Origin of the sequence: Streptomyces sp. NPDC088762 (assembly GCF_044750905.1) — a bacterium.
Taxonomy (GTDB): domain Bacteria; phylum Actinomycetota; class Actinomycetes; order Streptomycetales; family Streptomycetaceae; genus Streptomyces.
This window is the reverse complement of record NZ_JBIVKT010000024.1, coordinates 65,480-77,978: the sequence shown is the minus strand read 5'-3', so window position 1 is coordinate 77,978 and position 12,499 is coordinate 65,480. Positions and strand designations below refer to the sequence as shown.

Below are 12,499 nucleotides of genomic sequence, written 5' to 3'. Positions count from 1 at the left end.
TTGTCCGGGCGCGCCGGGGCGGTACGGTCAACGGTCACGAGGTGTGTGTCGAGAGCGGGGGAACGGCGTCGATGGCGATTGCCAAGGCCGAGCGGCTGATGAATCTGGCGCTGTGTCTGCTGGGGACCCGTCGGCCGCTCAGCAAGCGCGAGTTGCGCGGTTCCATCGAGGCCTACCTGGAAGCCGGCAACGACGAGTCCTTCAACCGCATGTTCGAGCGGGACAAGGACGATCTGCGTGAACTCGGTCTGGTGATCGAGACGGTGGAGAACCTGGAGGGTGAAACCGGCTACCTGGCCCGCCGGGACAGCAACCGGCTGCCGCCCGTCTCCCTGGACGCCGAGGAGGCCGCCGCCCTGGGCCTGGCGGCCAAGGTCTGGCAGCAGGCGCGCCTCGCGGGCGCGGCCAGCGGCGCCCTGCAGAAGCTGCGCGCCGGCGGGATGCCGGAGGCGGGGAACCCGTACGAGGGCCAGCACAGTGCCATCGAGCCGCGCATCCCGGTCCACGAGGCGGCCTTCGAGCCGCTGATGCTGGCGTGCCGGGACCGGCGGCCGGTGGTGTTCGACTACCGCAAGTCCACGGCCGCCCGGCCCGAGACCCGGCAGGTGGAGCCGTGGGCGCTGGAGTGCTGGCGCGGCCACTGGTACCTGGCCGGCTTCGACCGCGACCGGGGGGCGGAGCGGGTGTTCCGGCTCTCCCGGATCACCGGCAAGGTCCGCTCCCGCGCCGCGAAGTACACCGCCGAGGTGCCGGACGTGGTGACCGTGCGGGAGACCGTGGCGAGCTGGGCCGGGGAGAGCGCGGAGCGGTCCGCGCGGATCCGGCTGCGGGCCGGGGCGGGCTACCCGCTGCGGGCCAAGGCCACGGCCGTGCGGGAGGGCGGTGACGGCTGGGACGAGCTGGAGATCCCGTACGGGCACGGGCTGGACGCCTGGCTGGTGGAGTTCGGCCCGGACGTGGTGGTGCTGGAGCCCGCCGATCTGCGGGCCGACGTCGTGGACCGGCTGCGGGCCGTCGCCGCGGGCTGACAGGGCCGCACCGGGGCCCGTGAGGGCCTCCTGTCACCGCGGGCGAGATCCGCGACCGCACCAACCGAGAAGCACGCCCTGAGGGGGAGACGTACGAGCATGGCCGCCAACGCCATCGACCAGACGCGCCGGATGCTGTCCCTGGTGACGTACCTGCGCGAGCGCCCGGGCGCGCACGTCGCCGACGTCGCGCGGGCCTTCGGGATCACCGAGGACGAGCTGATCTCGGACCTCGACGTGCTCCCCATGTGCGGGACCAGCTTCCGGGGCGGGGACCTCCTCGACATCGACACCGACGGGGAGCGCATCTGGTGGCGCAATCCCGACGCCTCGGGGGAGTCCACCGCCGAGCCGCTGCGGCTGGCCGCCGACGAGGCGACCGCGCTGCTGGTCGCCGCCCGCGCGGTGGCCACCCTGCCGGGGCTGCGGGAGGGCGACCGGGACGCGCTGCTTCGGGCCACCGCCAAGCTGGAGGCCGCGGCCGGCGAGGCCGCCGGGGCCAGCGCCCGGCTGTCGGTGACCTTCGAGTCCGAGGGCGGGGTCTTCGCCGACGTCGACCGGGCCATCGCCGAGCGCCGTCGGCTGTGGCTGCGCTACTACTCGCCGGCGCGGGACGAGCTCACCGAGCGCAAGGTCGATCCGATCCGGCTCTTCGCGGTGGGGCACACCTACATGGAGGGGTGGTGCCACCTCTCCGAGGCGCGCCGTACCTTCCGTCTGGACCGGGTGGCCGAGATCCGGCTGCTCGACGAGCGGGCCGAGCCGCCCGCCATCGAGCCGCGCGACCTGTCCGAGGGCCTGGTCCAGCCGGCCGCCGAGGACCCGGAGGTCGTGGTCGAGGTGGGACCGGGCGGGCGCTGGGTCGCCGAGTACTACCCGCACGACAGCGCGGACGAGCTGGAGGACGGCGGGCTGCGGATCACCCTGCGCAGCCCGGACCCGGGCTCGCTGCGCCGGCTCGCGCTGCGGCTGGGCCGCGAGGGGCGGATCGTGGCCCCCGCAGAATTGGCGGAAAGTGCGCGGAGCGCCGCTCGAGAAGCACTCGCGGGGTATGGGGAAACGGTCTAGAGAGAGCGGGGAGCGATGTCTCGACCCTCTGGGGCAGGGGCGGGCGGGCAGGTCAGCTTCAAGGCCTCCTGTCCCGACTGCCGCGCCGGCTTCGAACTGGACGCGGGCGCTCTGAGACTGGTCATCGGCGGCAGCCGCAGGACCACCTTCTACTCCTTCACCTGCCCCGGATGCGGCGCGGCCGTCCGCAAACCCGCCGGTGAGCGGATCGTGGAACTGCTGACGGGCGGGGGCGTGAGCACCCTGCGCAGCGTGTGAGGGGCCCGGTGGCCTAGGCTCCTCCCATGCTGTGGCCGATGCTCGCAATTGCCCTGGGCTTCCTCGGGGTCGCCGTCCTCGCCGTGCTGGCCGTACGGGTCTACGTGGAGGTCCGCCGGCTTTCCGGCCAGGTCGCGCAGGCCGGCCGCCGGATCTCGGACGCCTCCGTGGACCTGGAGCGGGCGGCCGCCGACCTGGCCCGCGCGGGCCGGGGCCTGCGGCCGTAGCCGGGTTGCGCGCAAGGTGAGGTACCCCGGGGGATTGCCGGGCGTTTACCCCAGGGGGTTACGATCCTTGCCTGAGCGGTTACCGGATCTCCGTCCGAAGCCGTGCAGAGCCACCACAACCAGCCGCTTCGGTCAGAAGGAAGACACACATGATCGGCAATCTGAAGCCCCTTGAGATCGTTCTGATCATCGCTGTCATCGTGCTGCTCTTCGGTGCCAAGAAGCTTCCGGAGATGGCCCGTTCGCTCGGCAAGTCGGCCCGCATCCTCAAGAGCGAGGCCAAGGCCATGAAGAAGGACGGCGAGAGCGAGGACGCGGCCACCGCGAACACGGTCGCCGACCAGGCCCCGCAGCAGTCCGCCGCCCCGCGCACCATCCAGGCCGCGCCCGGTGACGTCACCAGCTCCCGGCCCGTCAGCGAGCCGAACCGCACCACCCAGGGCTGACACAAGCCGGACGCGCCAGTCATCTGCAACGAGACAAGGGACGTGGGTTGCTCAAGTCTGCCCGCAAGCAGGGGAAGCAAGGACGACAGGCCAAAGACGCCGAAGGGCGGATGCCTCTCGTCGAGCACCTGCGTGAGCTGAGAAACCGTCTGCTGAAGTCGGTCCTGGCGATCCTCGTGATCACCGTCGTGGCGGCCTTCTTCTACAAGGACCTCATCGACTTCATGCTGAAGCCGATGCTGGACTCCGTGGGCTGCACCGACGGAGTGGTCACGCAGCGCAACGGCAAGCCCTGTGCCGACATGACCGTCAACGGCCTCATCGCGCCTTTCTCGATCGCCCTGAAGGTCTCGCTCAGCGCGGGCGTGGTGCTCTCCGCCCCGGTGTGGCTCTACCAGCTGTGGGCCTTCACGGCCCCCGGCCTGCACAGCCACGAGAAGAAGTACGCGACGAGCTTCGTCGCGGTCGGTGCGCCGCTGTTCGCCGCAGGCGCGGTGCTCGCGTACAAGATCCTCCCGCAGACCGCGACGATCCTGCTCGAGTTCACGCCCGAAGACACCCGCAACCTGCTCCCCGTCGACGACTACCTCGACCTGGTGACGCGCATGGTCGTGGTCTTCGGCCTGGCCTTCGAGCTGCCGCTGCTGCTGATCCTGCTGAACTTCACCGGGGTGCTCACCGCGAAGCGGCTGGCGAGCTGGTGGCGCGCCATGGTCCTCGGCATCACGGTCTTCTCCGCGTTCGCCACGCCCACCGGTGACCCGCTGACCATGCTGTCGCTGGCCGCCCCGATCGTGGCCCTGTACTTCGTCGCGCTCGGCATCTGCCTGCTCAACGACCGCCGGCGCAGGCGCAACGACCCCGACGCGGGTCTGGACGACGACGAGGCCTCCGAGCTCGACCTCACCCCGGCGCCGATCGGCGAGATGGAGGCGGTCGCCGCTCCCGCCGCGCTGCCCGGGCAGGCCGACGGCGGGCGTGATCGGATCAACGGTTACGACGACGCGACCTGACAGGTACATTCCGGTGCGTGAGCTCTGAGATCACGCTGTTCGTCAATCCCACCGCGGGACGCGGCCGGGGCGCGCACGCCGCGCAGCCGGCCGCTTCCGCGTTCCGGGCCGCGGGCTTCTCGGTGCGGACCGTCGTCGGCACCGACGCACCCGACGCCCTGGCCCGGCTGCGCGCCGCCGTCCGCGAGGGCACCGGCGCCGTGATCGCGGTGGGCGGCGACGGCATGGTCTCGCTGGCCCTCCAGGCCGTGGCCGGGACGCTGGTGCCGCTCGGGGTGGTGGCCGTGGGCACCGGCAACGACTTCGCGCGGTCCCTGGATCTGCCCGTACGGGATCCCGAGCGGGCGGGGCGGCTGGCCGCCGGGGCCCTGAAGGAGGGGCGGATCCGGGAGATCGACCTGGGGCGTGCGGGCGCCACCTGGTACGGGACCGTGCTGTGCTCCGGCTTCGACTCGCGGGTCAACGACCGGGGCAACCGGATGCGGATCCCGGCTGGCCGCTTCAAGTACGACCTGGCCATGGTGGCGGAGCTGGCCGCCTTCCGGCCCTTCCCGTACCGGATCACCCTCGACGACGGCCCGGTGATCGAGACCGAGGCCACGCTGGTGGCGGTGGGCAACGGGTCCTCGTACGGCGGCGGCATGCGCATCTGCGCGGACGCCGTCCCGGACGACGGACTGTTCGACGTGGTGGTGGTCGGCGACTGCAGCCGGGCCACCCTGCTCAAGGTGTTCCCCCGGGTCTACAAGGGCACCCACCTCGGTCATCCGAAGGTCACCGTCCACCGGGCCGCGAAGGTCACGCTGGAGGCGGCCGGGATCACCGCCTACGCGGACGGCGAGCCGCTCGGACCGCTGCCGGTGACCGCCGAGTGCGTGCCCGGGGCGGTCCGGTTGCTCACTTAAATGATCGCGACTGTTGTCAGAGGCGACGGGTAGGCTCGACACCAAGATGACCGAAGAACTCTCACCCGCCGAGCGGTACGCCGCTGCCCGGATCCGCGCCGCCGAAGAGGCCTCTGCCCTGGCCCCCTTCCGTGAGCTGTACGAATTCGAACTGGACCCGTACCAGATCGAGGCCTGCAAGGCACTGGAGGCCGGCAAGGGCGCGCTGGTCGCCGCCCCGACCGGCTCGGGCAAGACCATCGTCGGCGAGTTCGCCGTGCACCTGGCGCTGCGCCAGGGCCGCAAGTGCTTCTACACGACGCCGATCAAGGCCCTGTCGAACCAGAAGTACGCCGACCTCGTCAAGCGCTACGGCGCCGACAAGGTGGGTCTGCTGACCGGCGACAACAGCGTCAACGGCGAGGCGCCGGTGGTCGTGATGACCACCGAGGTCCTGCGCAACATGCTGTATGCGGGCTCGCAGTCGCTGCGCGGCCTCGGCTACGTCGTGATGGACGAGGTGCACTACCTCTCCGACCGGTTCCGCGGAGCCGTCTGGGAGGAAGTGATCATCCACCTCCCCGAGTCGGTGACCCTGGTGTCGCTGTCGGCGACCGTGTCCAACGCCGAGGAGTTCGGTGACTGGCTGGACACCGTGCGCGGCGACACCGAGGTGATCGTCTCCGAGGAGCGGCCCGTCCCGCTGTGGCAGCACGTCATGGCCGGGCGCCGGATCTTCGACCTCTTCGAGGAGGAGTCCGACCACGGCGGCCGCGGTTCCGCGCGCCGCGAGGTCAATCCCGACCTGCTGCGCATGGCCCGCGAGGAGAACAGCCGCACCTACGTTCCCAAGGACCGCCGGCGCGGCAAGATGGTCCGCGAGGCCGACCGCGAGCGCGAGCGCAGATCCCGCGGCCGGATCTGGACCCCCTCGCGGCCCGAGGTCATCGCCCGCCTCGACAGCGACGGGCTGCTGCCCGCGATCAACTTCATCTTCAGCCGGGCCGGCTGCGAGGCCGCCGTTCAGCAGTGCCTCTATGCGGGCCTGCGGCTCAACGACGACTCCGCGCGGCTGCAGGTCCGCGAGATCGTCGAGGCGCGGACCGCCTCCATCCCCACCGAGGACCTCCACGTCCTGGGCTACTACGAGTGGCTCGAAGGCCTGGAGCGGGGCATCGCCGCGCACCACGCGGGCATGCTGCCCACCTTCAAGGAGGTCGTCGAGGAGCTGTTCGTACGCGGCCTGGTCAAGGCCGTCTTCGCCACCGAGACCCTCGCGCTGGGCATCAACATGCCCGCGCGCACGGTGATCCTGGAGAAGCTGGTCAAGTGGAACGGCGAGCAGCACGCCGACATCACCCCCGGCGAGTACACGCAGCTCACCGGCCGCGCCGGGCGGCGCGGCATCGACGTCGAGGGCCACGCGGTGGTGCTCTGGCAGCGGGGCATGGACCCGGTGGGCCTGGCCGGGCTCGCGGGCACCCGCACCTATCCGCTGCGCTCCAGCTTCAAGCCCTCGTACAACATGGCGGTCAACCTGGTCAGCCAGTTCGGGCGGCACCGCTCGCGCGAGCTGCTGGAGACCTCCTTCGCGCAGTTTCAGGCCGACCGCTCGGTCGTCGGGATCTCCCGGCAGGTGCAGCGCAACGAGGAGGGCCTGCAGGGCTACCGGGAGGGCATGACCTGCCACTTGGGGGACTTCGAGGAGTACGCGCAGCTGCGCCGCTCCCTCAAGGACCGCGAGACGGATCTGGCCAAGCAGGGCGCGGCCCAGCGGCGGGTGCAGGCGGCCAGTTCGCTGGAGAAGCTCAAGCCGGGCGACATCATCCACGTGCCGACGGGCAAGTTCGCCGGGCTCGCGCTGGTCCTGGACCCGGGCGTGCCGCCGGGGCGGGTGCACGGGCACCGCGGGCAGGAGTACGCGGAGGGCCCGCGTCCGCTGGTGCTCACCGCCGAGCGGCAGGTCAAGCGGCTCGCCTCGATCGATTTCCCGGTCCCGGTGGAGGCGCTCGACCGGATGCGGATTCCCAAGACCTTCAACGCCCGTTCTCCGCAGTCCCGTCGGGACCTGGCGTCCCAGCTGCGGTCCAAGGCCGGGCACATCACGCCGGAGCGGCGCTCCCGCGGCCGGGCCGCGGCGGCCGACGACCGTGAGATCGCCCGCCTGCGGGCGGCGCTGCGCGCGCACCCGTGCCACGGCTGCGACGAGCGCGAGGACCACGCCCGCTGGGCGGAGCGCTACCACCGACTCAAGCGGGACACGCAGCAGCTGGAGCGGCGGATCGAGGGCCGGACGAACACCATCGCCCGCACCTTCGACCGGATCCACGCGCTGCTGACCGAGCTGGACTACCTGCGCGAGGACGAGGTCACCGTGCACGGCAAGCGGCTCGCCCGGCTGTACGGGGAGCTGGACCTGCTGGCCTCGGAGTGCCTGCGCGCCCGGATCTGGGAGGGCCTGAGCCCGGCCGAACTGGCCGCCTGCGTCTCGGCGCTGGTCTTCGAGGCCCGGCAGTCCGACGACGCGGTCGCGCCGAAGGTGCCGGGCGGCGCGGCGAAGGCGGCGCTGGGCGAGATGGTGCACATCTGGGGCCGGCTCGACGCGCTGGAGGAGGAGCACGGCATCAACCAGGCGGAGGGTGTCGGCCAGCGCGAGCCGGACCTCGGTTTCGCGTGGGCGGCGTACCAGTGGGCCTCGGAGAAGAGCCTCGACGAGGTGCTGCGCGAGGCGGAGATGCCGGCCGGTGACTTCGTGCGCTGGTGCAAGCAGGTCATCGACGTGCTGGGGCAGATCGCGGCGGCGGCTCCCTCGGCCACCGGTGACAGCGGGAGCACGGTGGCCCGCAACGCCCGCAAGGCCGTTGACGCGCTGTTGCGGGGTGTAGTGGCCTACAGCTCGGTCGGCTAGGCGCTTTTGGGGCTTCCTCCAAAGGGGGTACTGGCCTGATCTCATCTCTTGCCATGATCGAATCGGCGTGCTGTGTGCGACGATTCGGGCCATGAGCGGTGGATCAGACGAAGGGCCGAGACGCGTCGGTCGGCCGCGCGCCGACCGACTGAGACCGGAGAGCGGCCGGCCGCCGCGGGAGGAACTCCTCTACGCGGCGGCCGAGTTGTTCACGGTGAAGGGATATGCGGCGACGACGACGCGCGCGGTCGCCGAACGGGCCGGGATGCGCCAGGCCACGATGTACCACTACTTCGCCGGCAAGGAGGAACTCCTCGCCGAACTGCTGGAGTCCACGGTCGCACCCTCGCTGGTGCTGGCCCGGCAGCTGCTGGCCGACACCGGACGACCCGCCGCGCGGCGGCTGTGGGAACTGTGCCGCTCCGACGTACTGCTGCTGTGCGGGGGCCCGTTCAACCTGGGGGCGCTCTACCTCCTGCCCGAGGTGGCCGGCTCGCGGTTCGCGCAGTTCCGCCGGATGCGCGGGGAACTCAAGAACGCCTACCGGTCCTTGCTCGGCGGGACGGCCGTGGGCGCCGAACTGTCCGGCGACAAGAGCGGGCTGGAGCTGCGCAACGACCTGGTCTTCGGGCTGATCGAGGGCGTCATGCTCATCCACCGCGCCGATCCCGGCCGTCCGGTGGCCGCCTTCGCGGAGGCGACCGCCGACGCGGCGCTGCGGGTGGCGGGCGTCGGCGCCTGCTGAGCTCCGGCGCCTGCTGAGCTCCGGTGCCTACTCGGCTCGGGTGCCGGCCTGCCATCCGGCGGGGTCGTCCCACGCCTGGAGGGTGCGCCCGCTCTCGAAGCGGTGCGCGGCCCCGGTGACCGGGTCGGTGAATTCCAGCACTCTGGCCAGGAGTTGCAGGGGCCGCCGGTAGTCGTCCGGTGCGGGGTCGGTGACCTGCGGGTACACCGGGTCGCCGAGGATGGGCAGGCCCAGGCCGTTCATGTGCACCCGCAGCTGGTGGGTGCGGCCGGTGTGCGGGGTCAGCCGGTAGCGGCCGAGCCCGCCCCGGGTGTCGATGAGTTCCACGAGGGTCTCGGCATTGGGCTCGCCGCCCGGGACCTCGGCTGCCGCGATGACCCCGCGGGTCTTCTCGATCCGGCTGCGGACCGTCCGCGGAAAGGTCCGCCGCGGATCGTGGGGCGCGAGCGCCTCGTACTCCTTGTGGACCCGGCGGCCCTGGAAGAGGAGCTGGTAGGCGCCGCGGTCCTCGGGCCGGATGCTGAACATCACCAGTCCGGCAGTCAGCCGGTCCAGGCGGTGCGCCGGGCTGAGTTCGGGCAGGTCCAGCTCCGCGCGGAGCCGGGCGAGCGCCGTCTGGGTGACGTGGCTGCCGCGCGGGGTGGTCGCCAGGAAATGCGGCTTGTCCACGACCAGCAGGTGCGGGTCGCGGTACACGACGCGCGGTGCGAAGGGCACCGGCGGCTCGTCGGGGAGATCGCGGTGGAACCACACGTAGCCGCCCGGCTCGTACGGGTCGTGCGCGCTCAGCACCCGCCCGCCCGGGCCGAGCACCCGGCCGGCGTGCAACAGCCGGTCGATGGCCTCGGCGCCGGCTCCGCCCGCGTAGTGCGCGGCCAGGTAGTCGCCGAGATCCGGCCAGGCCCCCTCCGGGTCGGGCGGCAGGCGCAGCCGGACCGGGTCGATACCGGCGCGCTGGGGGAGGGGCGAGGGGGGTGGCTGGGCTCTGCGTCTCATCGGGGACAGGCTATGCGGCGGGGGGTGCCTTGCGCCTCAAACGCCGGCGAGGCTGGATTTTGGCCCGGCTGAGTGGGTGTGTGCGGCTTGAGGATCGGGGCTCTGCCCCGTACCCCGCGCCTCAAGCGCCGGCGGGGCTGGATATGCCTGGGTGGGTGAGTGCCGGTCAGGGATGGGGGCTCTGCCCCGTACCCCGCGCCTCAAGCGCCGGCGGGGCGGCTTGGGGGGGCGGGGCTCTGCCCCGGACCTCGCGCCTCGAGCGGTGGGTGGAGGGAGTGGGGGCCGGGGCGGAGCTCCGGGGGTCAGGCGGCTGTGGCGCGGTCCTGTTCGGCTTCGACCTCGGCGTTCCAGTCGCGCTTGATCGCGCGCCAGCCCTCATCCGTCTCGCCCAGCCGCCAGTACCCCGAGATCGACAGCCGCTCGCGCGCGACGCCCCGCTCCAGGCGCAGGTGGCGGCGGAGGTCGCGGACGAAGCCCGCCTCGCCGTGGACGAAGGCGTGGACGTTCCTGGACGGGAACTCCAGGGCGGCGACCGCCTCGACCAGGGCCTCGCCGACCGGGCGGTCGCCGCGGTGCAGCCAGATGGGGGCGACTCCGTCCGGGGTGGCGACCTTCTGCTCGTCGCGCGGGCCCTCGACCTCCACGAAGGCGTGCACCCGGGCCCCCGCCGGCATCCGCTCCATCGCCGCCGCGATGGCCGGCAGCGCGCTCTCGTCGCCCACCAGCAGGTGCCAGTCGGCCGCCGGGTCGGGGGCGTAGGCGCCGCCCGGGCCGAGGAACCGTACGAGCTCGCCCGGCTGGACCCGCGCGGCCCAGGGGCCGGCCAGGCCCTCGTCGCCGTGGACGACGAAGTCGACGGTCAGCTCCAGGTGCGCCGGGTCCCAGCTCCGTACGGTGTACGCGCGCTGGCGCGGCCACTGGGCCCGGGGGTAGTCGGCGCGGATCCGCTCCAGGTCCCACGGCGAGGGGTAGGTGATGCCCTGCGGCGCAAAGAGGATCTTGATGTAGTGGTCGGTGAACTCGCCCGCGCCGAAGCCGGCCAGCCCGTCACCGCCCAGCACGATGCGCACCATGTGCGGCGTGAGCCGCTCGGTGCGGACCACGACGGCTGTGCCGACGGTGCGGGCGCGTCCATCTGTCACGGTGTCTCCCCTGACTCCCCTGAAACTTAGCCTTACCTAAGTTAGCACTTCAGGGGCGCAGCGCACTGCTCAGGCGGGAGACTGCTCCACCCAGACCCCACCGATGGGCTAGAGCGTCGACCAGTTCCGGCTGCGCCGGGGCCTTCGGAAGGGCCGGATCGAAGGCCGGAAGCGGGACGTCCGAAGCCACCTGGACGACCTTCGGGGCCACGGCCAGATACGGCCGGGACTCGTCCAGGCGCTTGCGCTGGGCCGGGGTCAGCTTCGACTTCGGGTCGTCGATCGCCGCGATGATCCCGGCCAGGCTGCCGTAGGCGTCGAGGAGCTTCGCCGCCGTCTTCTCGCCGATGCCGGGGACGCCCGGCAGGCCGTCGCTCGGGTCCCCGCGCAGCAGCGCCAGGTCCGCGTAACCGGGGCCGTCCACCCCGTACTTCTCGCGCAGCCAGGCCTCGTCCGTCACCTGGAGGGTGCCGACGCCCTTGAGCGGGTACAGGACCCGGCGCTGCCGGGCGTCGTCCACCAGCTGGTAGAGGTCGCGGTCGCCGGTGACGATGTCCACCGGGCCCGTCGCACGGGCGGTGAGCGTGCCGATCACGTCGTCCGCCTCGTATCCGGCGACGCCCACGCGGGCGATGCCGAAGGCGTCCAGCGCCGTCTCGATGATCGGCACCTGCGGGGCGAGGGTGTCGGGGATCTCCTCCTCGTCCGGGCCGGTCTCGGTCTCCACGGCGACCCGGTGGGCCTTGTAGGAGGGGATCAGCTCCACCCGCCAGTGCGGCCGCCAGTCGGCGTCCATGCAGGCCACCAGATCGTCCGGGCGGTGGTCCTGGACCAGCCGGCCGATGAAGTCGAGCAGCCCGCGCACGGCGTTGACGGGGGTGCCGTCGGGGGCCTTCACGGAGTCCGGCACACCGAAGTAGGCGCGGAAGTACAGGGATGCGGTGTCCAGGAGCATCAGGCGTCGTGTCGTCACGAGGACGATGATGCCGCAACGCACCCGGGTGCCCGGCGGCCGGAAGGCCTGGGAAGGCCTTCGCCGGGGACCACGCACAGTGAGCGGTTCGGTACGGGAACAGCCGTGCACGCGAAACCTGGGGCCGTTGCTGCGTAAGGTGCTTACAGCACACCGATGTGCGCCGGACAAGGGGAGGGCAGCCCCGAGATGAACGACAGGGACAAGGACACGGACAGGGACAAGGACAAGGACAAGGACAGCAAGGAACCGCTTCGCGTGGGCGTGGCCGTGCGCAAGCGGCGCCGCGCGCTCCACCTGACCCTCGCCGCCGTCTCGGCGCGCAGCGGCCTGTCGGTCCCCTTCCTCAGCCAGATAGAGAACGAGCGGGCCCGGCCCAGCATGCGGTCCCTCGAGCGGGTCGCGGACGCGCTGGAGACCACGGCCGTCGAACTGCTGGCCGCGTCCGACACCGCGCGCACGGTGGACCTCGTACGGGCCGGCGACGAATCCGGGCTCACCCCGGTCGCGGGCGTACGGCCCCTGGTCCGGGGGCACCACCAGCTGCACGCGCTGGAGTTCACCGGGGACCAGGACGCCGGGCGCGAGTACCAGCACCGCAACGACGAGCTGATGTACGTGGTCGCGGGCGCCTGCCAGGTGGAGGCGGAGGGGCGGGCGTACCGGCTGGAGAGCGGGGACGCGCTGTTCCTGTCGGGCGGCGTACGCCACCGCTGGCGGGCCGTCACCGAGGACACCCGGATCCTGGTCGTCGCGGTGGGCGAGCACATCCACGCCACGTCCGAGCCGCCGTCGCCCGGGCACTGAGCGG

The 12,499-nt window shown here is 72.2% G+C and carries 13 protein-coding genes; 10 read left to right on the top strand and 3 right to left on the bottom strand.

Annotated features, from left to right (window positions below; genetic code table 11):
• The first annotated feature begins 71 nt into the window (after positions 1-71).
• From ACIP5M_RS34405 to ACIP5M_RS34365, 9 genes are all read left to right on the top strand, one after another.
• On the top strand, positions 72-1,028 hold the full coding sequence (locus ACIP5M_RS34405; RefSeq protein ID WP_401204563.1) for a helix-turn-helix transcriptional regulator: 957 nt from the start codon (positions 72-74) through the stop codon (positions 1,026-1,028).
• A gap of 99 nt (positions 1,029-1,127) precedes the next feature.
• Positions 1,128-2,096 carry a helix-turn-helix transcriptional regulator gene (locus ACIP5M_RS34400; RefSeq protein ID WP_401204560.1) on the top strand — a complete coding sequence of 323 codons (969 nt, stop codon included), beginning with the start codon at positions 1,128-1,130 and terminating at the stop codon, positions 2,094-2,096.
• Positions 2,097-2,111: 15 nt separating this feature from the next.
• Positions 2,112-2,354: a hypothetical protein gene (locus ACIP5M_RS34395; protein ID WP_401204558.1), complete on the top strand. Its 243-nt coding sequence runs from the start codon at positions 2,112-2,114 to the stop codon at positions 2,352-2,354.
• A 26-nt stretch (positions 2,355-2,380) separates the two neighbouring features.
• Positions 2,381-2,581, top strand: coding sequence for a hypothetical protein (locus ACIP5M_RS34390; RefSeq protein WP_215016383.1), 201 nt, complete (start codon positions 2,381-2,383; stop codon positions 2,579-2,581).
• Positions 2,582-2,730: 149 nt separating this feature from the next.
• On the top strand, positions 2,731-3,027 hold the full coding sequence (gene tatA / locus ACIP5M_RS34385; RefSeq protein ID WP_401204555.1) for a Sec-independent protein translocase subunit TatA: 297 nt from the start codon (positions 2,731-2,733) through the stop codon (positions 3,025-3,027).
• 47 nt (positions 3,028-3,074) lie between these two features.
• Complete coding sequence (gene tatC, locus ACIP5M_RS34380; protein WP_401204552.1) at positions 3,075-4,040, top strand: twin-arginine translocase subunit TatC; 966 nt, start codon at positions 3,075-3,077, stop codon at positions 4,038-4,040.
• A 17-nt stretch (positions 4,041-4,057) separates the two neighbouring features.
• Positions 4,058-4,945: a diacylglycerol kinase gene (locus ACIP5M_RS34375; RefSeq protein WP_401204549.1), complete on the top strand. Its 888-nt coding sequence runs from the start codon at positions 4,058-4,060 to the stop codon at positions 4,943-4,945.
• A gap of 46 nt (positions 4,946-4,991) precedes the next feature.
• Positions 4,992-7,832 (top strand): DEAD/DEAH box helicase, encoded by a 2,841-nt coding sequence (locus tag ACIP5M_RS34370; RefSeq protein ID WP_401204547.1) that lies wholly within the window; start codon positions 4,992-4,994, stop codon positions 7,830-7,832.
• Between the two features lie 91 nt (positions 7,833-7,923).
• Positions 7,924-8,577: a helix-turn-helix domain-containing protein gene (locus ACIP5M_RS34365; RefSeq protein WP_401204544.1), complete on the top strand. Its 654-nt coding sequence runs from the start codon at positions 7,924-7,926 to the stop codon at positions 8,575-8,577.
• A 27-nt stretch (positions 8,578-8,604) separates the two neighbouring features.
• Here ACIP5M_RS34365 and ACIP5M_RS34360 read toward each other — a convergent pair whose 3' ends face one another.
• From ACIP5M_RS34360 to ACIP5M_RS34350, 3 genes are all read right to left on the bottom strand, one after another.
• Entirely contained in the window at positions 8,605-9,573 is a 969-nt protein-coding gene (locus ACIP5M_RS34360; protein WP_401204542.1) for an RluA family pseudouridine synthase, read from the bottom strand.
• A gap of 302 nt (positions 9,574-9,875) precedes the next feature.
• The gene (locus ACIP5M_RS34355) at positions 9,876-10,715 is read right to left on the bottom strand and encodes a siderophore-interacting protein (RefSeq protein ID WP_401204539.1); all 840 of its coding nucleotides are present in this window, start codon (positions 10,713-10,715) and stop codon (positions 9,876-9,878) included.
• Between the two features lie 49 nt (positions 10,716-10,764).
• The gene (locus tag ACIP5M_RS34350) at positions 10,765-11,670 is read right to left on the bottom strand and encodes a 5'-3' exonuclease H3TH domain-containing protein (RefSeq protein WP_401204626.1); all 906 of its coding nucleotides are present in this window, start codon (positions 11,668-11,670) and stop codon (positions 10,765-10,767) included.
• A 207-nt stretch (positions 11,671-11,877) separates the two neighbouring features.
• Here ACIP5M_RS34350 and ACIP5M_RS34345 point away from each other — a divergent pair, with 207 nt between their 5' ends.
• Complete coding sequence (locus ACIP5M_RS34345; RefSeq protein WP_401204536.1) at positions 11,878-12,495, top strand: helix-turn-helix domain-containing protein; 618 nt, start codon at positions 11,878-11,880, stop codon at positions 12,493-12,495.
• Positions 12,496-12,499 lie beyond the last annotated feature (4 nt).

Coding starts and splice junctions, on each gene's coding strand:
- ACIP5M_RS34405 (WP_401204563.1), top strand. CDS start 72: ATGGCGATTGCCAAGGCCGAGCGGCTGATGAATCTGGCGCTGTGTCTG.
- ACIP5M_RS34400 (WP_401204560.1), top strand. CDS start 1,128: ATGGCCGCCAACGCCATCGACCAGACGCGCCGGATGCTGTCCCTGGTG.
- ACIP5M_RS34395 (WP_401204558.1), top strand. CDS start 2,112: ATGTCTCGACCCTCTGGGGCAGGGGCGGGCGGGCAGGTCAGCTTCAAG.
- ACIP5M_RS34390 (WP_215016383.1), top strand. CDS start 2,381: ATGCTGTGGCCGATGCTCGCAATTGCCCTGGGCTTCCTCGGGGTCGCC.
- tatA (WP_401204555.1), top strand. CDS start 2,731: ATGATCGGCAATCTGAAGCCCCTTGAGATCGTTCTGATCATCGCTGTC.
- ACIP5M_RS34370 (WP_401204547.1), top strand. CDS start 4,992: ATGACCGAAGAACTCTCACCCGCCGAGCGGTACGCCGCTGCCCGGATC.
- ACIP5M_RS34365 (WP_401204544.1), top strand. CDS start 7,924: ATGAGCGGTGGATCAGACGAAGGGCCGAGACGCGTCGGTCGGCCGCGC.
- ACIP5M_RS34360 (WP_401204542.1), bottom strand. CDS start 9,573: ATGAGACGCAGAGCCCAGCCACCCCCCTCGCCCCTCCCCCAGCGCGCC.
- ACIP5M_RS34350 (WP_401204626.1), bottom strand. CDS start 11,670: ATGCTCCTGGACACCGCATCCCTGTACTTCCGCGCCTACTTCGGTGTG.
- ACIP5M_RS34345 (WP_401204536.1), top strand. CDS start 11,878: ATGAACGACAGGGACAAGGACACGGACAGGGACAAGGACAAGGACAAG.